Genomic DNA, 21,163 nt, shown 5'->3' on the forward strand with positions numbered 1-21,163 from the left:
AAGAATCAACTAACTTTCTAAATAAGCATGTACTACTTTGTCATGCTCAAAATTTGGTGCGATATAATATTTAACATCGCCAACTTCAACTAAACGCCCTTCTACTAATCTAAGCAATTTGGAAACGACACCTTCACATATATTAAAGAAAAACTCTGTAGCACTAATTGTTGAAATACCATTTTCGGGATCTTCAACAATAATATTTTCAATTGTGTTTAATGTATTTACTTTAGCCATTCTTTCTACCTCTTTTTTTCATTTCTTCAAGTAATGACTTATATATTCTATTTACTTTCTTTACTTCAACTTCATTCAATACTTGGGTAGGCTTTTTGAAATAGCCTTTTTGTTTTTTCTTTACCATGCGTTACAACTCCATTTCTCAATTGGCATTTTCTGCCCAAACATCTCCATTACTGCTTCATCAATTCCACATAGTGAACAAATAAAAATATCTTTCACATATCTTGATTTAGCATTCCCTCTTGGATCTTTTGTTAAGTAATTAATCCCACAACGTGGACACAAACATTTTTCATCACTTTCTAAAACTATTTCATTGTATATTTTTACGTCCATTTCCTTCTCCTTCTGATAATAGTGCGATAGCAAATAAAGCAATCACCATTATAATTCCTGCAATTGTATTGATCGTTGTTAAATAAATGATTACCAGCAATAAAATAAGATCTGGTAACGCTCGTTTTATTTTTTGTTTCATATATTTATCTCTCCATCCTTTTTTCTTTCCATACGCTGGCGAGCGTTTTTATATTTTTCTACTATTTAAAAACATTTTTAATTCTTCTTTATCAATTCGATAATCATTGGATGAAAATTTTACTAAGCGTAAGCCTTCTTTAAACCATTGATTTAACTTATCTTCCCCTATATGAAGGATTTTTTTCACTTCTGCTTTCTTTGCATATGGTGGTAAATCTTCTAATCCCTGTGCTGTTTGGCTAAATACATTTAAAGCTAAATTTTTAATATCTTCTTTTAGTTCATCTTTAAATGAATCTGGTAATTGTATAGGTAACATTACTTCCATATTGTCACTTCCCTTCTTTCATTAATTTGTATTGTATTTTCCATCTCATTTATTGCTATAATTAATACGAAAGTGAGGTGAATGTTATGGGACAGCAATTTCAAAAAGTTTGTATTAATGGACATCAAATTAGCGTTGTGTCCACCGATCCAAAAGCCCCCGAAGAATTTTGCCAAAAATGTGGAAAAAAAGTTATTTCCACCTGCCAAGAATGTCATTATCCAATTGAGGGTTACTATAAAGTAGAAGGTATAGTTGACTTACGTGCACGTACAGCTGAATTACCTTATTACTGTAAAAAATGTGCTAATCCGTATCCTTGGACACAGTTAATAATGGAAAGTGCAACTGAATTACTCGCTCTTGATGATGAAATTTCTGACACTGACAAAGAGCTAATCAAAACAGCAATTCCAGATTTACTAGTTGATACACCTAAAACAAAGCTTGCTGAAGCTAAATTTAAAAAAGGTTTTTCTAAAGCTTCTGCTTTGGTTAAAGATTCCCTATATAATTTGCTGGTAGATGTTCTTTCTGAATCAGTTAAAAAAACTATTTTCCCAAATTAGATTTTCCACACCACTGGCAATAATTGGAATTTTTCTTAATTGCACGATTGCACCAATAACAGTTGGTATAATCGTGTTTTCTTTTTAGATATTTAAAATATAGATTTTTATAGAGCATCTTCTTTGCTTTTTTCTTTACCTTTCTTTGCATCTTCATATACCTTTCTATCTGATACCTTATTTAAACTAAAAGGGTCTTCTATTAAATCGTTTATTTTCTCTTCTAACTCATTAAACATCTTTACTTGTTCTTGTCTTAATTCACGGTTAACCTTAGTGTCTTCCGCAATGATATTAAGGCTTTTTGCAATACTTTCTAAAGCTCTCGCTATACGTTTTGTATCAAGTTTATTCATCTTCTCACCGCCTTTCTGTATATTTATTTTTTACTTCCATAGATGTATAATCTTTATGAAAGTGAGGTGATACTATGAATATAGAAATTCCTAAAGAATCAGAATACGTTTTAACAGCCATGTATAAAGAGTTCTTAATTCGTTTCAATAACGGTGTCCCTAGAGATAAAGCTAAAATTTTCGGACATCAATCAAACATAGCTGAACTAGTACCAGAAATTTGGGAAGAAGATGTAAAGGGTTTACTTGACGAATTAAAGCAGCTCGACTTAATTACTGGAACTGTCGGTTCCGATATCTATCAATATGTTTCTTTAACAACAAAAGGTATTAACTATATGGAACACAGAACTGGAAATAAAATTGAAGATGTTCTTAAATCTCTAGCTTCTTTAAAATCCTTACTACCTTCTAAAAATTAATAGGTACCCCAATCATCTGCTTGTAAATCCTCCGCTGTAGGTTGCCATCCTAAAAGAAGTTTTTGTTCTATAGGTTCTGCATTACTAAGCAAAATCATACAAGCAGATGTATTTGTAGGAATCACCCATAACATTCTTTCTTCTTTCTGCCATTTTTTTCTACTGATTGCTGTTCCTTTAGGTAAAGCAATATCAATAGCTTCTTTAATATTCATCTTCCCACCACCTTTCTCAATTATTTTCAAAAAAAATATTTTTACAGTGATATACTTGATTTATAGAATGGAGGTGAATTACATGTTAAATATTTATTTAAAAAGTGGATCTTCAATTACTGTAAATGATTTTACAGAAGTATCTTTTTATTCATCTGGTAACCTAGTAACTGTTACGAAAGATACTATTGATAAATTTTTTATTTCTCCTAGTATTACTTACAAATTTAAAGGTACAAACACTATTGTATTGAATGGCGATGAAATTCGTTTCTTAGAACTTAACTAGCACTTTCAATAGCTCTGAAATGGCTACAACCATTTTAGGGCTTTTCGTTTGTGTTTCATCTTTAAAGTAACTATCAATGTATCCATAAATAGTTTTGATTACTTTTTTTCTTTCTTCCATCTATCTTCCCACCACCTTTCCAATCTTAAAGTTAAAATATTTGAACTTTTTCTTTAAAAAAATATTTATGAATATCCGTCATATCTAAATCTAATAGTTTACTAGCCTTCATAATTTCATTGTCTTTCCATGGAACTTTATCATTTAATTTCAAAGAAATACTTCTTTCAGATAAACCCATAGCAATCGCAAAATTAAATTGAGTCCCGTATTTCTCTACAATTTTTCCAAGAAGTGATGAGTAATCATAACACATAAGTTTTCCTCCTCTCCTAAAGTTAAAATATTTGAACTCCATGAATACATGATACAATAATAGAAAATCTCCGTCAAGATAAAAAGTTCAATCTTTTTAACTTTTTATCTTGAACTTAAGTTCATGGTTCTGTATACTTAGCGATAGAAAGGGGGATATTCAATGGAACGAGTTAGTCCCGCAAATCGTCTTAAACAACTAATGTCGGAAAGAAACTTAAAACAAGTAGATATATTAAATATGTCTATCCCTTATCAAAAATCACTCGGTATAAAAATGTCTAAAAGTCATCTATCCCAATATGTTAATGGAAAATCTAACCCAGATCAGAATAAGTTATATTTATTAGGTAAAACTTTAAATGTTAATGAAGCTTGGTTGATGGGCTTTGATGTTCCAAAAGATAGAGTACCTGATGAAAAGAGAAATGATGAAAACGACACACAAGAAATTAATATTACTCCCATTTTTAACCAACTAAATAAAGAAAACCAACAAGACATATATAACTACGCTGAACAAAAACTTGCTTCTCAAGATAGCAAGATAACTCATATTCCTAAAAAGGATAAAGAAGAAGTAATTGATTTAGCCGCCCATTCTGAAATTGATGGACGTGTTTATTCTAAAGAAGAAATAAAAGGGATTATGAATTATTTAGATCAATTTATTGATAAATGATGAAGTAAGTGTAGGTGTTGTTGTATGAATGATTATGAACTGTTGGTGGATAAGTTTAACAAAGAACTACCGATAAAAGAAGTTAGCCTTATCGAAAATACAAAAGATACAGGCTACTTCTATAGAGGTACTATTTTTATTGAAAAGTCTTTGAATACTATTGATAAAAAAGAACGACTTTATGAAGAGTATGCCCATTATAAAACAAGCGCTGGAATTATTCTTTCACAAAATATTATTGAAAATAGAAAACAAGAAACCTTAGCAAGAAATTATGGTACTGAACTTGCAATAAGCTTTGATGATTTAATTGATTCTTGGAAACTTGGACACACTTATTATTGGGAATGCGCTGAATTTTTAGGGTTCACTCCTGAATATGTTTATAAAGCGATTAAGCATATTAGAGAAAGATATGGCACTACTTTTATTTATAAAAATTTTTCATTTACATTTATAACTGATTCTTGTATTAACATTCAAGAATTTTAATTTCACAAAAAAAGAACATACATTCCCTACACATTTCTTTCTATACGCTGGCGAGCATTGAAAGTAAAGAAAGTAGGTTAAATGAAATGGTTCAAAAGTACAGTAAATCAATAAAAGAGTATACAAAAAAAGATGGTACAAAAAATTATATGTTTCGAGTATATTTAGGTACCGATCCATTAACGGGAAAACAAAAATTTACTACAAGACGAGGATTTAAAACAAAGAAAGAAGCTGATCTTGCTCTTTCACGTTTGAAAATTGAAGTGGCTGAAAAAGGAATATCAAATAGGGATTTAAAAATTAAATATACTTTTGAAGATGTGTATAAACTGTGGAAAGAATCGTACGAAAGAACAGTAACACCAAATACTTTTATACGAGTAAAAAGCTTGTTCAAAAAGCAGATACTTCCCGTTTTCGGCGCTCTCCGCATCGAACATATTAAACCCGCATATTGCCAAAAAGTTGTAAATGATTGGTACGAAAAGTACGCAACTTTTGGTGCATTAAAAGCATATACTACTAAAGTATTTAATTATGCACAGAAATTAGAGATAGTCTCCGATAATCCTATGAAAATTATTGATACACCTAGAAAAAAGGTTGCTGAGGATCGTATTAAATTCTATGAAAAAGATACATTAATAAAATTTCTTGAAACTGTAGAAAAAATACAACCTTATCATGTATTCACATTTTTTAGGCTAGTTGCTTTTTCAGGATTAAGAAAAGGTGAAATGTTAGCATTAACTTGGAATGAAATCGACTTTTCAAAATCTGAAATAACTGTAAAAAGAACTATAACTAAAAATTCCAAAGGTGAATTAGTGTTAGGAAAAACGACTAAAACAAAATCATCTAAACGAACGTTAAGCATAGATAATAAAACGATGATGGTGTTAAAAAAATGGTTTATGCTACAAAAAGAAGAATTTTTTAAACGTGGGATTTCTTTAAATAAAGAACAATTATTGTTTACTACTGAAAAAAATGGTATTGTAGCGCCCACCACTCCCAATCGTTGGTTAGAAAAAATATGTAATGAATACGGTTTTGAGAATATAAAAATCCATGGGTTTAGACATACTCATTGTAGCTTGCTTTTTGAAAGTGCTATGGAACAATCACAAGATGGTGACATTAGTCAATGGCTAAAAGTGATCCAAGAACGAATGGGACACTCCAATATTCAAACAACACTAAATATCTATAATCATGTGACGAAAAAAGCAAAACAGAATTTTGAAAAACAATTTGCTAATTTTGCTACATTTTAAAACATAGTCAATTACATGGTCAAAAAATAAGTAAAAATAGAGAACCCTTGTCGCCCAAGGGTTCTCCAATACTCAACGAATGAGTCAATTATTTAACTGTTACAGAAGCGCCAACTTCTTCAAGTTTAGCTTTTAATTCTTCAGCTTCTTCTTTAGAAACGCCTTCTTTAACTGGTGCAGGAGCGCCATCAACTACAGCTTTAGCTTCTTTCAAGCCTAGGCCAGTTGCTTCACGAACTGCTTTGATAACTTTCACTTTTTGGTCGCCAGTTGCAGTTAATTCTACAGTGAATTCTGTTTGTTCTTCAGCAGCAGCAGCGCCACCAGCAGCAACTGCAGCTACAGGAGCAGCAGCAGATACGCCAAATTCTTCTTCAATAGCTTTAACTAGGTCGTTAAGTTCTAGGATAGTTGCTTCTTTTAACTCAGCAACGATGTTTTCAATGTTCAATGCCATTATAATTTCCTCCGTTTAAATGTTCTATTTTTTTATTTATACTATGCGGCAATTAAGCTGCATCTCCATCTTCTTTTTCTGCCACTGCTTTGACAGCGTAAGCCACGTTGCGGACTGGCGCTTGTAGTACAGATAAAAGCATAGATAGAAGTCCTTCGCGGTTTGGCAATTTTGCCAACGCTGTGATTTCTTCCAATGAAGATACTTTACCTTCGATGATACCGCCTTTGATTTCTAATGCTTTTGCTTCTTTAGCAAATTCGTCCATGATTTTCGCTGGTGCTACTACGTCTTCATTACTGAAGGCAATAGCTGTAGGTCCAGTGAATACTTCGTCCATGCCTTCTAGGCCAGCTTTTTTAGCGGCACGAGAAAGGATTGAATTTTTGATAACTTTCATTTCTACGTTAGCATCACGAAGTTGTTTACGTAAACGTGTGATTTCATCAACAGTTAGACCACGGTAGTCAACAACGACTACAGATGCTGCTGCTGTGAATTTTTCGCTTACTTCATCAACGATTGCTGCTTTTTTTGCGATAATTGCTTCACTCATTTTTGAGTTTCACCTCCTGAATTTTGATGGAAGAGTTTATTTACAACTGGATCAGTTGTATCTGTTCATCAGCTACTCACTTCGTGCCTAGTGATTCACAATAAAAAAACTCTATGCCACCGCAGACATAGAGGGACTATTGAATATATTCAATAAACGTCCTCGGTAGGAGATTAAGGCATAAAGCCACCTACTGTCTTCGGTACAAGTTAATTATTAACCTCAACTAGCTTAGCATGCTAAACTAGTTGAGTCAAGAATTATTTTTCAGTTGGATCAATCAACGTTCTAATTATGAATTAGAAAGAAGCTTGGTCTACATGGATACCAGGTCCAAATGTTGTTGTTACAGTAATATTTTTCATGTATTGACCTTTAGCTGCTGATGGTTTAGCTTTCACTAATACATCATGGATTGTTGTAAAGTTTTCAACCAGTTTTTCATTGTCGAAAGATACTTTACCGATTGGTACATGGATGTTTCCAGCTTTGTCCACACGGTAAGTTACTTTACCTGCTTTTACTTCATTCACAGCTTTTGTTACGTCCATTGTTACAGTACCAGTTTTAGGATTTGGCATTAAGCCTTTAGGTCCTAATACACGTCCTAGACGACCAACAGTAGCCATCATATCAGGTGTTGCAACAACTACGTCAAAGTCAAACCATCCGTTTTGGATTTTTTGGACCATGTCGTCGTCACCAACGAAGTCCGCACCAGCTGCTTCAGCTTCTTTTGCTTTATCGCCTTTAGCAAATACTAAAACAGTTTGTGTTTTACCAGTTCCGTTTGGTAATACTACAGCTCCACGGATTTGTTGGTCTGCTTTTTTAGGGTCTACGTTTAAACGGTATGCAACTTCAACTGTTGCATCAAATTTTGCAATGTTTGTTTCTTTTGCTAAAGCTACTGCTTCGGCAACAGGATAAACTTTACTTGAATCAACTTTTTTCAATGCTTCTTGCATTTTTTTGCTCTTTTTAGCCATTTTGGTTCCTCCTTGATTGTGGTTATAGCGGTTGTACCTCCCACGTGTTCTATATCTTTCAATATAGAGCCAACCGAGAAGCTACTTTCTTAGGGTGTAGAAAATTATTCTACAGTGATCCCCATGCTTCGTGCAGTTCCTTCAACCATGCGCATTGCTGCTTCAATGTCAGCTGCGTTTAGGTCTTCCATTTTTAATTCAGCGATTTCTTTTACTTGATCGCTAGAAACTTTAGCAACTTTATTTTTGTTTGGTTCGCCTGAACCTTTTTCGATATTCGCTGCTTTTTTCAATAATACTGCAGCTGGTGGTGTTTTTGTAACGAATGTGAATGAACGATCTTCGTATACAGAAATCACAACTGGAATGATCAAACCTGCTTGATCAGCTGTACGAGCATTGAATTCTTTTGTGAATCCCATGATATTGATACCCGCTTGACCTAGTGCAGGACCTACTGGTGGAGCTGGAGTTGCTTTCCCTGCAGGAATTTGCAATTTAACGATTTTTTCTACTTTCTTTGCCACGAGACATACCTCCTTAAGTCCGTGATGTGGTTAATTGGAGATGCATATTTCTCCTCCCACGTACTATCTTCTAATCCTAAAATTATCCGACATGTTGTGCGCACGACAAATGCACACTGATATAGTATAGCAAAATTCTATTTTTTTTCAACCTATTTTTTCTGAAAATAGTTCTATTTTAAAGGAAATCTCTAAATATATCGTTAAAAATACCGGAAATCCCTTTTTAAATGCTTGATTTATGCTAAACTTACGGCTGGATAGAACATTTACATAATGATTCAATAAATACTAATGGGGTGAAAAAATGAAAGAGTTAAGATACAGAAGTGTCTTTGATATTATCGGTCCTGTTATGATCGGCCCAAGTAGTTCTCATACAGCTGGTGCTGCGAGAATCGGAAAAATCGTCCGCAGTATTTTTGGTGAACAACCAGATTCAGTCGATATCTACCTTTACGAATCTTTTGCAAAAACTTATCGTGGACACGGAACGGATATCGCATTAGTCGGTGGTTTGTTAGGGATGGAACCAGATGATCCACGATTAGCTGATTCATTGAAAATAGCCTATGATACTGGAATGGAAGTCTTATTCGTTCCTAAAGGAGAAAAAGCAGAACATCCTAACTCAGTGAAGATGGTACTAGCAAAGGGAAAACGTAAACTTTCCGTGACAGGCATCTCTATTGGTGGCGGAAATATTCAAATTTCTGAATTAAACGGTTTTAAAATCTCTCTCAGCATGGGAACACCGACCTTGATCATCGTTCATCAAGACGTTCCTGGAATGATTGCAAAAGTAACCAATATTCTTTCTGATGCGAGTGCAAACATTGGTACAATGACCGTTACACGCGAATCAAAAGGCGAAAATGCCATCATGATCATCGAAGTAGATGATCCGCCAACAAGGCCGACGATTGACAAGCTGAAACAAGTATCCAATGTGGACAGCGTGAATTATTTTGATTAAAGGAGACGGCAAAACATGTTTTTATCAATTGAAGAATTAGTCCAACAAGCAAAAAACTATCCAAGTATTGCAGAACTGATGATTGCTGTTGAAATGGAAATGAGTGGTCGTTCACGCCAACAGATCCTTGAGATCATGGAAAAAAACCTTGCTGTTATGGAGCAATCCGTTACTGAAGGTAGCGAAGGGGTTACCTCAGTGACAGGTATTACTGGTGGAGATGCTAAAAAATTAACTGATTACCTTGAGCAAGGAGATTTTTTAAGTGGTGAAACGATTCTATCAGCTGTCCGTAATGCTATTGCTGTCAATGAAGTCAATGCTAAAATGGGGTTGATTTGTGCCACCCCGACTGCTGGTAGTGCAGGTGTCGTTTCTGGTGTCTTGATGGCTGTTCGCGAGCGACTCCAGTTAACACATGAACAGCAACTTGATTTCTTGTTTACAGCGGGTGCTTTTGGTTTAGTCATTGCGAACAATGCTTCGATTAGCGGTGCAGAAGGCGGTTGCCAAGCAGAAGTCGGATCGGCAAGTGCTATGGCTTCAGCTGCCTTAGTTTGCGCTAAGAATGGCACACCTCATCAAGCTGCTCAAGCAGTGGCTATCACTTTAAAAAATATGATGGGACTGATTTGCGATCCCGTAGCAGGTCTTGTCGAAGTTCCATGTGTAAAAAGAAATGCACTAGGCTCTTCTCAAGCTTTCATCTCTGCAGACATGGCTTTAGCTGGAATTGAAAGTGTCATCCCACCTGATGAAGTCGTTGCTGCCATGTACCAAGTAGGTAAACAAATGCCCTCTATCTTCAAAGAAACAGCAGAAGGCGGTTTAGCAGTCACACCAACAGCGAAAAGATTAACAAAAGAAATCTTAGAAAAAAGAACTTAAATTTCTGGATTTAACATTTTCTTCACTCTATTAAGAACAGACTCGTTTTGAAAAATAAGATAAAAAAATAGCTTCTCCTATTTTCGATTTACTGACCGATAATCGAAAGTTCGCTTCTTGAACCACTATTTTAGCTAAGGTCATGAAAAAGTCGAATCATTTGGATGACAGAGGATTTCTCATGCTCCCCTTCGTCCAGATGATTCGACTTTTTGCATATTATACATTCAATTTCCAAAGATCCAACTATATGTCTGTCCCTCACTGAAGCCTACTCTATTATATTTCTCCATACTCTTCACAGTGGCATTTTCATAGAGCTTACATACGCTTTTTCGCTTCTGAAACAAACCGATTCATTTGCTCATAGAGTGCCGCCTTGATATGCCCTAAATCATGATGAACCAATTGATGATTTTTCACAAGCTGTCTTCCGTCTACCCATACATGCGCCACATTAGATGGATTCGCAGAGTATACCAGTGCAGAGTAGGGATCAAAAATAGGAAACATATTGACTGAGTTTGTTTCAACCATCACCAAATCAGCTTTGTTCCCTACCACCAGTTTTCCAACCTCTTTAAACTTCAAAGCTTCTGCTCCACTTCTAGTCGCTAGAGTGACTATTTCCTTTGCAGGAAAAATAGCACGATCTTTTTCGAATGTTTTATGGAAATTCGCAAATAATTTCATTTGTGTAAAAAGATCCAATGTATTGCCACTGCTTGGTCCATCTGTTCCTAGCCCCACTGTCAAACCAGCAGCAAGCATTTCTTTCACAGGAGCGACACCTTTCGCAGATTTTGTGTTGGCACCAATACAATGAGTAATCGCTACTTGATCGGCATATTTAGCTGTCAAATCAATATCATCATTCGTCATATGGATGCAGTGAGCCATAATTAATGGTCGCTCCATAAAACCTAATTCTTTTAGTAATTCAAAAGGCGTTTTCTGATAACTCTCTGCCAGTTCCTTCATCTCATAGTCCATTTCCGCTACATGAAGGGTGATTGGGACATCAAAACGTTCACTTAGTTCCACCGTTCTTTGTAATCCTTCATAAGAATTCGTATTAGGTGCATGTGGCGCAAGTGCTGGAGTAATCAATGGATGTTTTTTCCATTTAGGTAGAAAAGTTTCACAATAATCTAATCCACCAGAAGGCTTCGGGTTGTCACAAACCGGCATATCAATGATCGTCTCACCCACTATTGCCCGAATATTGAATTGATCACAAACTGTTGCTACCTGATCTTCGAAGTAATACATATCGCAAAAACCAGTCACGCCACTAAGCAACATCTCACTAATTGCATAAGCCGCACTAGCAGCTACGAGTTCTTTTGTCATAAAGCCTTCTAGCGGAAATAAAAACCGACGTAGACGATCGGGAACATCATCTCCCAAGGAACGAAAGGGAATCATCCCAACGTGGGTATGAGTATTGATGAAACCCGGCAATAGTAATCCTCCTTCTCCATCAATCACTTCTTCCGAGGAATGTAGCCCTTCTTGCCATTCACCGATAGCAGCAATCCGATTACCTTCAATCAGAACATAGCCATTTTTATATTCAGTCATCTGGTCATCCATTGTCAGAACATGGACGTTTTTGATTAGAGTACTCATAAGGCAGCCCCATCTTCTGGAAAAATCAAAGGATAGAATTTCTGAGTCTTTGTCTCCATCATTCCTTTGTCCGTCATTTTGATTGCTGGGGAAACTGGTAAGGACAAGGTTGAAAAAGACATGATTTCATTTCTATTTTTATAGCCTAATCTTTGCATTGCTTGACGTACTGCTTTTAGATCCTGACCTAGTTTTTCAATAGGCGCTTGCGAAATGATACCACCAATCGGTAAAGGACAATGGGCGACTATTTGTCCATCATTTACTACTACATATCCGCCTTGCATTTCCAGCAATTTTTGCTGCGCCAGTAAGATATCCCTCTTATTGTCCCCCATTACCATCATATTATGGTGATCATGTGCCCAAGTCGTTGCAATACTCCCCGGTGTGACAATCGGTTTTTCCATCAATGCATAGGCAATATTACCATTTTTACCATAACGCTCCATAACGACTAACAAAGAACAGTCGGAATTCTCCCAGTCCAGATACCCATTTGTCACTGGGATTATTTTCGTCACTCTTTCAGTAAATGTCCCAACTTCATGTTTGCGAATCACATTACAGCGAACACTTGACAAATCCGTTCGTACTGCCACTTGCAAATCTTCTGTTGTCAGTGACTTACAATGGACAGTTCGTCTATAAGAAATTGGGAATGGTTCAACTGTTTCAGGAAAAGCGATAGTTTCACCTTTTTGATAGACTTGCTTACCAGATTTATACACAGCTGCAATGGAAAATGCATTTAAATCGTCTAAGAGAATGAAGTCTGCCAGTCGTCCGGGAGCAATCATGCCTCGATCATTTAAACCCATTCTTCTAGCTGGTGTATAGGTCGTCATATAGATTGCTTTTTCGATAGTCAGGCCGGCAGCAACAGCTTTCTTCAGATTTTCATTTAGGTGGCCTTCCAATAGGTCATCCGCCATCACATCATCCGTAACGATACAAGTATATTCATAATACTCATTCTCTATAATAACAGCTATATTCTCTGGGGTGATCGATTTATTTTGAAATTGGATAAACATGCCATTTTCAATTTTTTCTGCAAGTGATTCAGGAAACTGATGCGTGTGGTCGGAAGAGATCCCGCTATACATAAATGCAGCCAATTCTTCCCCATAGATTTTTGGGCAATGACCTTCCAATGGCATCGTTGGACGTTTTTCTTTGCATAAATCAATGAGCTGTCGGATCAACGAATCTGGCTCATAGGCAATCCCATGAAAATTCATTGCTTCACCGAAGCAAATCACTTTGGGGTGTGTCAACAGCGTATTTACTTCAGCTAAACCGATCACTCCTCCCGTCGTTTCTAACTCAGGTGTTGTTGAAGGGACTGAGGAGGGAATGGCATGAAAAATATCCAGTTCCGTTTTAGCTTCCATAAATTCCGTCAAGCCCTCGATCCCAAAAACATTTGCCATCTCATGAGCATCCGCAATCACTGTTGTTACACCAAATGGTAAAACTGCTTTTGAGAAAATAGTTGGTGTTGTCATCGAGCTTTCAATGTGCATATGACTGTCGATCAGTCCCGGAACCACGTACTTCCCTTGTCCATCAATCACTTGAGCAGCTTGCAAATGGCTAACGTCTGTCGGTGTAATATAGTAAAACTTTTCACCGATTACAGTGACATTTTTTGTCTCAAAGCACTGTTTCACTGTATTAAACACTTGGGCATTTTTAATTAATAGATCAATTTCCACTTCCGTCCACCCTTTCTTTTTCTAATGATCAGATAATAATAGGGCTGGAACAAACAACGTCCTCAGCCCCATTAATTATTTATCAATAAGTTTTCATACAGCGTAAGAGCTTATTGGTTGATCAAACGATTCCACTGATCGATCCAGTCGGTCATCTGTCCATTGACAAAATCAAAGTCTACTGTTTTCGCTCGATCTGCAATAGCTCCATAGGTCATGTTACCAGCTTCTTCTTCACTTAATTCCACTTCATTATTGATTGGTGCTTCATTTAATGAAAGTGCCTTTGTTTTTTGCGATTCTTCGCTGATACGGTAGTTAATGAACTCATAAGCTAATTCTTTATTTGCCGTTTCTTTGGGGATATTGATGGTATTGTAGTTGGCATACGTGCCACTTTCAGGAACAACATACTCGATTGTATCAGAATCACCTTTGACGATATCATAAGCAAAATCCATCACAACAGCAGCTTCAATTTCTCCAGCTTGGAACATATTTGCTAAGTCAGAAGATTTCGCATAGGTCTTAACAATATTAGGCTTCAACTTTTCTAGAGATTCAAATGCTGCCTCACCATTATCCTTTTCAATAGCCACTCCTGCGTGTTCACTTGCAATATACATCATCAATGGACCAGCAGTGGTAGTGATTTCAGGAATAGAGAGTTTTCCTTTCAAAGCGGTATCCCATAGATCCGACCAGTCAGTGATTTCTTTACCGACTTTTTCTTTGTCATAAACAATACCAACACTATTGACTGCAATTGGAACACCAGCTCCACTTTCAAAGACTTCTCTTGCTCCTTCAGTCAATTCACCTAAATGAGGAATCTTCGTTTCATCTAATTTTTCAAATGCTTTTTGAGATGCTCCATCCGCTGAGTTGGCCTGGGCTAACTCAATGACATCGATCCCTTTAGGATTACTGATCAGTTTATTAAAACGATCCCCACTATTTCCAAGATCCAACGTGATCTTGGCATCAAATTCCTTTTCAAAAGGCTTCATGACATCACTTTTAACAATATCTTCGCTTAGACCAAATGTTGATACAACTAAATCTTTTGATTCTTTTGTTTCTGCTGAATTTGCTTCCTCTCCGCTTTTACAAGCTGTCAATGCAAACATACTGGCTAAAACTAACGAACCTACTAGAAATCTTTTTTTCACTTTTATTCCCCTTTTCTCTTCTTACTTTATTCCTCTTCCAAAAGAACGATTTTATCTTTTGGAAAATGCAGGCTGATTTGGTCACCTGCTTGATAGATTTGCTTATCAGTACCGTTCACTAAAAATGTACCTAAGTTAGTGGCTACTTCATATTGATAACTTTTTCCAAGAAATGTTCTGACTTTTACTACACCTAAGACTTGATTTCCTTTCTCTTCTGAAGCAATTTCAATATCTTCTGGGCGAATCGTTGCTACAATATCCATTGCTGGTGGTTGCGGATAAGATGTTTCAAATACATCTCCTTTTGCCTGATAGCGATTTTCTTCCACTTGCTTCACAGAAAAGAAATTTTCAAAACCGATAAAATGAGCGACAAATCGCGTTTTAGGATGACGGTAGATCATTTCAGGTGTGTCATATTGCTCGATCACTCCGTTATTCATCACTGCTACTTTGTCAGAAATCGAGAAGCATTCTTCCTGATCATGTGTAACAAATACTGTCGTAATCCCAAGCTGCTGTTGAAGACGTTTGATCTCGATCCGCATTTGGACACGTAATTTCGCATCTAAGTTGCTCAAAGGTTCATCTAACAACAAAAGTTTCGGTTCAATCACCAATGCACGAGCTAGAGCCACTCTTTGACGCTGGCCTCCGGACAGTTGTTTCGGGTATCGATCACCTAGTTTTTCCAAGCCACAAATTACCAACATATCCGCTACTTTTTTGGCAATTTCCTCTTTGCTTTCTTTTCTCAGCTTTAATCCAAAAGCAACATTTTCAGCAATCGTCAAATGAGGAAATAAGGCATAGCTTTGGAACACCATCCCAAAATTACGCTTGTGAACAGGCACATTCACTAATTCTTGCTGGTCTAAAAGAAAGGAGCCTTCATTAGGCGAAATTAATCCGGCAATGACACGTAAGGTCGTCGTTTTACCACAGCCACTAGGCCCTAATAAAGAAACCAACTCTCCTTTTTCCATCGAAATAGATAAATCTTCTAATATATTTTGTTTTCCGTCATAAGTCACACGGATGTTGTTCAAATTTACAAAACTCACGGTTATCCTCCTCTTGATTTCCCAAACATTCTCATGTGTTCACAGTTTTCTTCAAAAAAACTTCAGGCAATCGAAGCTAACCCTAGTGTTTTTTCAATCATAAACATTAAGAAAACCGTTAATACCATAATCATTACTGAAATTGCCGACACAGTAGGATCATAGGTATACTCAATATAGCTTAATAACGAAGTAGGTAACATGGACACACCAGGTCCAGACAAAAACATAGAAACTGGTACATTATTGAATGAATTGACGAATGCTAACATGAATGCTGCGAAAATCCCCGAGGAAACATTAGGCAAGACAACCTGCATAAATGCTCGAATTTTTGTGCATCCTAATGTCCAGGCGACCTCTTCAATTGAAAAATCCAATTGCTCCATACTTGAGCCTACTACTCGAATGATGTATGGCAAGCTGATTAAAAAATGCCCAATCAATAATGCTTGGATTACCGGTAAACTCAATTTAATAACAATATATTGGAATAGAGAATACCCGACTACAATTCCTGGGATCATGGTTGGCGATAAGAAAAAACTTTTAAATAGCTGTTTGCTTTTCACGTGGTAACGAGACAACGCATAGGAAGTTGGAATGCCAACCAGCAAAGCAAGAACAGTGGCTCCGAAGCCTATTGATAAACTTAATTTAAAACTATCCATAAATGTTTCAGAGTTTAATGCTTTTTGATACCAATCCAATGTAAATCCTTCGATTGGAAATTGGATTGTAGATGATTTTCCAAAAGAGGTGGCGATCACGATCACCAATGGCAGGAATAGAAAAGCAAAAACGAATAATGCGATGAGTGTCATTCCTTTATGCTTGCGCATGGTCCATTTCCCTCCGATCTAAACGAGTAGCAATCATATTCAAACCTTTATTCACAATTAGGGTGGTGACGATCATAATCAGTGCAATGACACTAGCTGAAGTCCAATCACCTAAAGTCGAAGCTTTTTGATAAAGAAATGTGGCCATCATCATATTTTTATTTCCACCTAGAAGCTGTGGTGTGGTATAAGCAGTTAATGTACCTGTAAACACCAAGATACTTCCGACAATCACTCCTGGTATACAAAGAGGCAAGACGATTTGATAGAACGTTTTAAACGGGCTAGCTCCTAAGGTTTCTGCTGCCTCAATCGTTTCTTTTTCAATATTTTCCATGACCCCCACAAGAGTCATAATCATAGTTGGCAAGAATAGATAAACAGAGCCAATAACAATTGAAAATTCTGTATACAATAAGGTCAAAGGTTGCTCGATAATCCCCATTCGCATCAACAGATTGTTAACGACACCAGTTTTACCTAGAATGTTGATCCAAGCAAAACTTCGAATAACAGAGTTCGTCAGTAACGGGAACATCGTCATTGCCATTAGCAAGCTTTTCCATTTTTTACCAATACCGGCAATAAAATAGGCTGTTGGAATCCCAAAAATGGCAGAAATCAACGTCACAATCACAGAAACGCGAATCGTCCGAAGAAAAATTTTCAAATTGTAATCATCCGTTAAAAAATGAACGTAGGCACTCAACCCTGCCCCCGTTTCAGTGAAAATCGTTGGCCAAATAATATTGACCAATGGCAAAATCATAAAAAATAGTAATAAGATCGTCCCTGGTGCAATGATCAAATACGGAACATTCTTCTTCATTTCCTTCCTCCTCATTCGTGTTCCGTATCATTATAAGAAAAAGAACGAACATTTTCAACCTTTTTTATATTTATGTTCATAAATAACGTGTTTAACCTTAAAAAAAATGCTCTTTTTTTAAAATGGTTCGTGTTTGTTGGAAATTTATATATATATGCTCATTTATATATAAAGAATTAGCCCTATTTTAATGATCTTTCTCACTATTTCCCAAATATAAACTAGCGAATATTGGGTCTTACAATAAATTAGGTTTTAGAATAAAATTAAAAAAACGAACAAAAAAGGATTTACCAAACATTCAAAAAAGAATGTAAAGTAAACCCTTTTTGCAATCAAACAAAATACCAGTTCATTTAGACGACTTCTCCCATCAGCAAAACAATCCTTCGATATTTACAGCTCGTATAATTTCAAATTCAGGACAGGTAACTAAAGAAATCCCTTGACCTATTTTTCTTCGTAAAAAACAAAAAATTCACTTATCAGCTCACTCCATTATCCATCGGTTTTCCAAAGAAACTGATTAACTGCTTGATCTACTTCTTTATTTTCATGTAACATACTATGCGATGCATTTGTTCCTTGAATGATTTGCTCTGTGATTTCGTTTCCATGTTGTTTTATTAACGCATAGACAGCTAGTGCGCTGTTTACAGGTACTGTACCATCACTAACATCCGTTTCACTGATTTGACCTGCAATTAATAAAACCTGTGTCGTGGTTGGAAGGTTCCCAACTAGTGTCTGATAATCTTGATAACGGGAAGAAACTACGGCTGGACCGTTGGTTAATTCATCGGTTACGGACTGACCACTATCATCTACAAAATCATTGAAAGGAGCACCTAGTGCAACAAACTTATCGACTTTTGGTAACGAAGTGTCTTGTCCATAAGTCACTAAGTAACGCAAGCCACTCACACCACCCATGGAATGCCCGACAATATTGACTTGATCCACTTGATAAGTTATTTGTAGGTAAAGTAGACAAGCCCTAATCCAATCCGTTTGATTCCACTCATTGTTTTCATTATCTTCAAATATGACTTGTACCATCGGATTCGTTGCTTGTTTCGATAACTCACCTTCAGCTCGGACATTGCCATTGGCATCTACATACAGAGTCAATTCTTTTTTTCCATTATCCTGCTCTTCCAAACGTTGAAGCATCCCCTTGAATGAGTTAACCGTGCCTTTGTAGCCATGAATAAACAAAGTCGGTGTCACTGTCTTTTCAATCGCTTCTTCTTTACTCAAACTCGTCATAGTAGTTTCACTTGTAGTACTCTTTTTTTGAACGGTGTCTTTTCCTGTCTGACACCCTACTAGAAAAATCAAACCGATCAGTAATAAAATACTAAACCCCTTTTTCAACTTCCATTTGTTGCCAAGTATCATCCTTGTCCCTCCGCTCTCACGTATAATGTCACAAAAAAAGAGTTGAGATACTCAAGCTATCTCAACTCCCCCTTTATCTTAAAAATCTAAAAGCATATTGATCTAGCCTATTAGTCGATTTTATCTACTTGATCAAAATCAAGTTCAGTACTTGTTTCACGACCAAACATATCAATGTTCACTTTTAGTTTTTCTTTTTCTTCATCTACTTCAGTTACTTGTCCTTCTAAACCAGCAAATGCACCTTCGATGATTTTCACTACTTCGCCAACCTCTATCTCCAGTTCGCTTTGACGTAGACTCATACCGATTGATCGTAAGATGTGATTCACTTCTTCTGGTAATAATGGCGCTGGTTTGCTTCCTGCACCATGAGAACCAACAAAACCTGTAACCCCTGGGGTATTCCGTACAACGTACCATGATGCATCAGACATGATCATTTCGACTAAGACATATCCAGGAAATGTTTTATGAACGATTTCTTTTTCTTTTCCATTTTTTACTTCTGTTTCTGTTTCTTCAGGAACAACCACACGAAAAATAAAATCAGCCATTTTCATACTTTGCGCACGTGACTCGATGTTTGCTTTTACTTTATTTTCATAACCAGAGTATGTGTGAAGCACATACCAATTTTTTTCAAAAGATTCCATTAAAGGCGCCTCATTTCATTGTAAAATAAAAAAACCCCAGTTTCCCGAAGTTTTTCCTCAATTGGATTATAGCACCGTTTTTGTTTTTTTACCAGCTGCTTATTTTAAAATCAAGTCAAATACAGTTTGAATCGCTGTATCCATCACGAAGAACATCAAGCCAAAAATAATGGATGTCTCAATAACGACCAACGTATCTTTACGTAATTGCTTTTTGCTAGGCCAAGTAACTTGTTTCATTTCAGCTTTAACACTTTTTAGAAATTTCATGCTGCCCCTCCTACTTATTATTTTGTTTCTTTATGTAATGTGTATTGATTACAATATTTACAAAATTTGTTGATTTCCAAACGCTCGCCGCTTTTTCCTTCGCTAACCGACTTAGTGTAGTTACGAGAACCGCAAACGGAACATGCCAATGCTGCTTTTTTCTTTGCCATCCGTTCCAACCTCCTCACTGAAAATCAAATTTATACCATATAACAGTATCACGTAAACTATTTTCTGTCAATTAGCCCTCGTACGCTCTATTGTTTTTATTTTACTTATGATATGATTGATGAGAAATGAATTAAATACAAGACATCTGGGGGTATGGATATGCTATTAAAAACACTTGTCTATAAAAAGAAAGATTTAACGACAGTCACTGAAACCAACACATTAGAAGAAGCCTTGGAAATCTTAGAATCTTCTGGCTATCGTTGTGTACCTATTTTAGATACTTCCGGTAATATCTTCCGTGGAAATATTTATAAAATGCACATTTATCGTCATAAAGCTAACGGTGGTGATATGACGTTGCCTGTCACTCATCTATTAAAAAATGCAACAAAGTTCATTTATTTGGATACTTCTTTTTTCAAAATCTTCTTTACTATCAAAGAACTTCCTTATATTGCAGTACTTGACGGGAACAATCATTTCTATGGTATTTTAACTCACAGTACATTGCTTGAGATGCTTTCCCAATCATGGAGTGTCGAACAAGGGAGTTATGTATTAACGATTGCTTCAACTGGTCAACAAGGAGACTTAGCTACAATTTCTAAAATTATCGCTAAATATAGTAGCATCGCCAGTTGTATCACTTTAGATATTGAAAAAGATGAATTCATTCGTCGTACCTTGATTACATTACCTGCTAACACAGATCAAAAAGTATGCGATACCATCGTGAAACACTTGGAAAAGAAAAATTACAAAGTGATCGAAATCGAAAACTTACAAAGCGAAAGATAAACAAACTTTCGCGTATCAACAAAAAAGTCATTAAAAATGAATACGGACAGTTTTAAGTGTAAAAGAAACCACTCTTCAAAAAAAGATATTGAGCCTGTGTGTCTAGCTCAGAGTAATAAGCCGGAAAATCCGAAAATAGATTTTTTTATTTTCGTGATTTCCCGTCTTATTTTTTGAAAAAACGACTTCTTTCTTCCTATTGATTTGGGATATCAGCTTTTGTTTTCGCCTCTTCTTTATCATCTGAAAAGAAAAAGAGTCAGGACAGAAGCGCTTATTTCCGTTTAAATTGCTTTTTCTCCCGCCCTTTATATGTATTGAAAGCGTAGAACAAAAGGGCTCTATACTTTTTGATGTTGGTGGATTCCACTGACATCTTTTTTATTGAGAAAAAAAGATAGAAAAGACACCTTGAAATCCTTTAGAATTGATTTGGCGAAACCATTCATAAGGAGGATTCAAGATGTCTTATAC

At 36.1% G+C, this 21,163-nt stretch carries 32 protein-coding genes and 1 other annotated feature; of the genes, 9 read left to right on the forward strand and 23 right to left on the reverse strand.

What is annotated here, in order from left to right:
• Nucleotides 1–9: 9 nt before the first annotated feature.
• The 5 genes from A5844_RS10570 to A5844_RS10580 are packed head-to-tail and all read right to left on the reverse strand — an operon-like array spanning nucleotide 10 to nucleotide 1,054.
• Nucleotides 10–240, reverse strand: coding sequence for a hypothetical protein (locus tag A5844_RS10570; RefSeq protein ID WP_086285141.1), 231 nt, complete (start codon nucleotides 238–240; stop codon nucleotides 10–12).
• Nucleotides 233–367 carry a hypothetical protein gene (locus A5844_RS14670; RefSeq protein WP_256924551.1) on the reverse strand — a complete coding sequence of 45 codons (135 nt, stop codon included), beginning with the start codon at nucleotides 365–367 and terminating at the stop codon, nucleotides 233–235. The genes A5844_RS10570 and A5844_RS14670 overlap by 8 nt, the downstream gene beginning before the upstream one ends.
• Nucleotides 361–582: a hypothetical protein gene (locus A5844_RS10575; protein ID WP_086285142.1), complete on the reverse strand. Its 222-nt coding sequence runs from the start codon at nucleotides 580–582 to the stop codon at nucleotides 361–363. Before A5844_RS10575 ends, A5844_RS14670 begins: the two co-directional genes overlap by 7 nt.
• The gene (locus tag A5844_RS14330) at nucleotides 560–724 is read right to left on the reverse strand and encodes a hypothetical protein (RefSeq protein WP_179190589.1); all 165 of its coding nucleotides are present in this window, start codon (nucleotides 722–724) and stop codon (nucleotides 560–562) included. Before A5844_RS14330 ends, A5844_RS10575 begins: the two co-directional genes overlap by 23 nt.
• A 48-nt stretch (nucleotides 725–772) precedes the next feature.
• Nucleotides 773–1,054 (reverse strand): hypothetical protein, encoded by a 282-nt coding sequence (locus A5844_RS10580; protein WP_034866115.1) that lies wholly within the window; start codon nucleotides 1,052–1,054, stop codon nucleotides 773–775.
• A gap of 86 nt (nucleotides 1,055–1,140) precedes the next feature.
• Here A5844_RS10580 and A5844_RS10585 point away from each other — a divergent pair, with 86 nt between their 5' ends.
• Nucleotides 1,141–1,623, forward strand: a complete 483-nt coding sequence (locus tag A5844_RS10585; protein WP_086285143.1) for a DUF2321 domain-containing protein — start codon at nucleotides 1,141–1,143, stop codon at nucleotides 1,621–1,623.
• Nucleotides 1,624–1,730: 107 nt separating this feature from the next.
• Here the strand turns inward: A5844_RS10585 and A5844_RS10590 are convergent, their stop codons facing one another.
• On the reverse strand, nucleotides 1,731–1,979 hold the full coding sequence (locus A5844_RS10590; protein ID WP_179190590.1) for a hypothetical protein: 249 nt from the start codon (nucleotides 1,977–1,979) through the stop codon (nucleotides 1,731–1,733).
• 74 nt (nucleotides 1,980–2,053) lie between these two features.
• On the opposite strand from A5844_RS10590, the gene A5844_RS10595 reads away from it, so the two are divergent.
• Nucleotides 2,054–2,401 (forward strand): hypothetical protein, encoded by a 348-nt coding sequence (locus tag A5844_RS10595; protein WP_086285144.1) that lies wholly within the window; start codon nucleotides 2,054–2,056, stop codon nucleotides 2,399–2,401.
• Here A5844_RS10595 and A5844_RS10600 read toward each other — a convergent pair.
• A complete protein-coding gene (locus A5844_RS10600) occupies nucleotides 2,398–2,616 on the reverse strand; it encodes a Thoeris anti-defense Tad2 family protein (RefSeq protein WP_086285145.1) in 219 nt (72 codons plus the stop codon). The genes A5844_RS10595 and A5844_RS10600 overlap by 4 nt on opposite strands.
• Nucleotides 2,617–2,698: 82 nt before the next feature.
• Here A5844_RS10600 and A5844_RS10605 point away from each other — a divergent pair, with 82 nt between their 5' ends.
• The gene (locus tag A5844_RS10605) at nucleotides 2,699–2,905 is read left to right on the forward strand and encodes a hypothetical protein (protein WP_086285146.1); all 207 of its coding nucleotides are present in this window, start codon (nucleotides 2,699–2,701) and stop codon (nucleotides 2,903–2,905) included.
• On the opposite strand, the gene A5844_RS14675 is transcribed toward A5844_RS10605, so the two are convergent.
• Both A5844_RS14675 and A5844_RS10610 read right to left on the reverse strand, forming a co-directional pair.
• A complete protein-coding gene (locus tag A5844_RS14675) occupies nucleotides 2,891–3,025 on the reverse strand; it encodes a hypothetical protein (RefSeq protein WP_256924552.1) in 135 nt (44 codons plus the stop codon). The two genes, A5844_RS10605 and A5844_RS14675, sit on opposite strands and share 15 nt — an antisense overlap.
• A gap of 31 nt (nucleotides 3,026–3,056) precedes the next feature.
• Nucleotides 3,057–3,281, reverse strand: a complete 225-nt coding sequence (locus A5844_RS10610; RefSeq protein WP_086285147.1) for a DUF739 family protein — start codon at nucleotides 3,279–3,281, stop codon at nucleotides 3,057–3,059.
• A gap of 162 nt (nucleotides 3,282–3,443) precedes the next feature.
• Between A5844_RS10610 and A5844_RS10615 the strand changes: the two genes are divergently transcribed.
• The 3 genes from A5844_RS10615 to A5844_RS10625 all read left to right on the forward strand — a co-directional run bounded on the left by A5844_RS10615 (nucleotide 3,444) and on the right by A5844_RS10625 (nucleotide 5,734).
• Nucleotides 3,444–3,962: a helix-turn-helix domain-containing protein gene (locus A5844_RS10615; RefSeq protein WP_086285148.1), complete on the forward strand. Its 519-nt coding sequence runs from the start codon at nucleotides 3,444–3,446 to the stop codon at nucleotides 3,960–3,962.
• Nucleotides 3,963–3,986: 24 nt separating this feature from the next.
• Entirely contained in the window at nucleotides 3,987–4,454 is a 468-nt protein-coding gene (locus A5844_RS10620) for a toxin (protein WP_086285149.1), read from the forward strand.
• 86 nt (nucleotides 4,455–4,540) lie between these two features.
• Entirely contained in the window at nucleotides 4,541–5,734 is a 1,194-nt protein-coding gene (locus A5844_RS10625; protein ID WP_086285150.1) for a site-specific integrase, read from the forward strand.
• An 88-nt stretch (nucleotides 5,735–5,822) separates the two neighbouring features.
• Here A5844_RS10625 and rplL read toward each other — a convergent pair whose 3' ends face one another.
• From rplL to rplK, 4 genes are all read right to left on the reverse strand, one after another.
• Nucleotides 5,823–6,191 (reverse strand): 50S ribosomal protein L7/L12, encoded by a 369-nt coding sequence (gene rplL, locus A5844_RS10630; RefSeq protein ID WP_086285151.1) that lies wholly within the window; start codon nucleotides 6,189–6,191, stop codon nucleotides 5,823–5,825.
• Nucleotides 6,192–6,243: 52 nt separating this feature from the next.
• Entirely contained in the window at nucleotides 6,244–6,747 is a 504-nt protein-coding gene (gene rplJ, locus A5844_RS10635; RefSeq protein WP_086285152.1) for a 50S ribosomal protein L10, read from the reverse strand.
• A 93-nt stretch (nucleotides 6,748–6,840) separates the two neighbouring features.
• Nucleotides 6,841–6,968: a sequence feature (ribosomal protein L10 leader region), on the reverse strand.
• 78 nt (nucleotides 6,969–7,046) lie between these two features.
• Nucleotides 7,047–7,736: a 50S ribosomal protein L1 gene (gene rplA, locus A5844_RS10640; protein WP_086285153.1), complete on the reverse strand. Its 690-nt coding sequence runs from the start codon at nucleotides 7,734–7,736 to the stop codon at nucleotides 7,047–7,049.
• A 104-nt stretch (nucleotides 7,737–7,840) separates the two neighbouring features.
• On the reverse strand, nucleotides 7,841–8,263 hold the full coding sequence (rplK, locus tag A5844_RS10645; RefSeq protein WP_086285154.1) for a 50S ribosomal protein L11: 423 nt from the start codon (nucleotides 8,261–8,263) through the stop codon (nucleotides 7,841–7,843).
• Between the two features lie 307 nt (nucleotides 8,264–8,570).
• Between rplK and sdaAB the strand changes: the two genes are divergently transcribed.
• Together sdaAB and sdaAA are read left to right on the forward strand one after the other, a co-directional pair.
• A complete protein-coding gene (gene sdaAB / locus A5844_RS10650) occupies nucleotides 8,571–9,239 on the forward strand; it encodes an L-serine ammonia-lyase, iron-sulfur-dependent subunit beta (RefSeq protein WP_086285155.1) in 669 nt (222 codons plus the stop codon).
• Between the two features lie 15 nt (nucleotides 9,240–9,254).
• Nucleotides 9,255–10,127 (forward strand): L-serine ammonia-lyase, iron-sulfur-dependent, subunit alpha, encoded by an 873-nt coding sequence (gene sdaAA, locus A5844_RS10655; RefSeq protein WP_086285156.1) that lies wholly within the window; start codon nucleotides 9,255–9,257, stop codon nucleotides 10,125–10,127.
• A gap of 321 nt (nucleotides 10,128–10,448) precedes the next feature.
• Here sdaAA and A5844_RS10660 read toward each other — a convergent pair whose 3' ends face one another.
• From A5844_RS10660 to rpmG, 10 genes are all read right to left on the reverse strand, one after another.
• Nucleotides 10,449–11,759: an amidohydrolase gene (locus tag A5844_RS10660; RefSeq protein WP_086285157.1), complete on the reverse strand. Its 1,311-nt coding sequence runs from the start codon at nucleotides 11,757–11,759 to the stop codon at nucleotides 10,449–10,451.
• Nucleotides 11,756–13,480, reverse strand: coding sequence for an adenine deaminase C-terminal domain-containing protein (locus A5844_RS10665; protein WP_086285158.1), 1,725 nt, complete (start codon nucleotides 13,478–13,480; stop codon nucleotides 11,756–11,758). The genes A5844_RS10660 and A5844_RS10665 overlap by 4 nt, the downstream gene beginning before the upstream one ends.
• Before the next feature lie 110 nt (nucleotides 13,481–13,590).
• Nucleotides 13,591–14,652 (reverse strand): ABC transporter substrate-binding protein, encoded by a 1,062-nt coding sequence (locus tag A5844_RS10670; protein ID WP_086285159.1) that lies wholly within the window; start codon nucleotides 14,650–14,652, stop codon nucleotides 13,591–13,593.
• Between the two features lie 26 nt (nucleotides 14,653–14,678).
• On the reverse strand, nucleotides 14,679–15,719 hold the full coding sequence (locus A5844_RS10675; RefSeq protein ID WP_086285160.1) for an ABC transporter ATP-binding protein: 1,041 nt from the start codon (nucleotides 15,717–15,719) through the stop codon (nucleotides 14,679–14,681).
• A gap of 62 nt (nucleotides 15,720–15,781) precedes the next feature.
• On the reverse strand, nucleotides 15,782–16,561 hold the full coding sequence (locus A5844_RS10680; protein ID WP_086285161.1) for an ABC transporter permease: 780 nt from the start codon (nucleotides 16,559–16,561) through the stop codon (nucleotides 15,782–15,784).
• Nucleotides 16,548–17,390 (reverse strand): ABC transporter permease, encoded by an 843-nt coding sequence (locus tag A5844_RS10685; protein WP_086285162.1) that lies wholly within the window; start codon nucleotides 17,388–17,390, stop codon nucleotides 16,548–16,550. The genes A5844_RS10680 and A5844_RS10685 overlap by 14 nt, the downstream gene beginning before the upstream one ends.
• Before the next feature lie 498 nt (nucleotides 17,391–17,888).
• Nucleotides 17,889–18,791, reverse strand: coding sequence for an alpha/beta fold hydrolase (locus A5844_RS10690; protein WP_086285163.1), 903 nt, complete (start codon nucleotides 18,789–18,791; stop codon nucleotides 17,889–17,891).
• A 110-nt stretch (nucleotides 18,792–18,901) separates the two neighbouring features.
• Nucleotides 18,902–19,447, reverse strand: a complete 546-nt coding sequence (gene nusG, locus A5844_RS10695; protein WP_086285164.1) for a transcription termination/antitermination protein NusG — start codon at nucleotides 19,445–19,447, stop codon at nucleotides 18,902–18,904.
• A gap of 99 nt (nucleotides 19,448–19,546) precedes the next feature.
• Nucleotides 19,547–19,717 (reverse strand): preprotein translocase subunit SecE, encoded by a 171-nt coding sequence (secE, locus tag A5844_RS10700; protein WP_086285165.1) that lies wholly within the window; start codon nucleotides 19,715–19,717, stop codon nucleotides 19,547–19,549.
• A gap of 17 nt (nucleotides 19,718–19,734) precedes the next feature.
• Nucleotides 19,735–19,887, reverse strand: a complete 153-nt coding sequence (rpmG, locus tag A5844_RS10705; RefSeq protein WP_002294578.1) for a 50S ribosomal protein L33 — start codon at nucleotides 19,885–19,887, stop codon at nucleotides 19,735–19,737.
• Between the two features lie 160 nt (nucleotides 19,888–20,047).
• On the opposite strand from rpmG, the gene cbpA reads away from it, so the two are divergent.
• Nucleotides 20,048–20,689 carry a cyclic di-AMP binding protein CbpA gene (cbpA, locus tag A5844_RS10710; RefSeq protein ID WP_086285166.1) on the forward strand — a complete coding sequence of 214 codons (642 nt, stop codon included), beginning with the start codon at nucleotides 20,048–20,050 and terminating at the stop codon, nucleotides 20,687–20,689.
• The last annotated feature ends 474 nt before the right edge of the window (nucleotides 20,690–21,163 follow it).

The organism is Candidatus Enterococcus wittei (genome assembly GCF_002140175.1).
Taxonomy (GTDB): domain Bacteria; phylum Bacillota; class Bacilli; order Lactobacillales; family Enterococcaceae; genus Enterococcus_B; species Enterococcus_B wittei.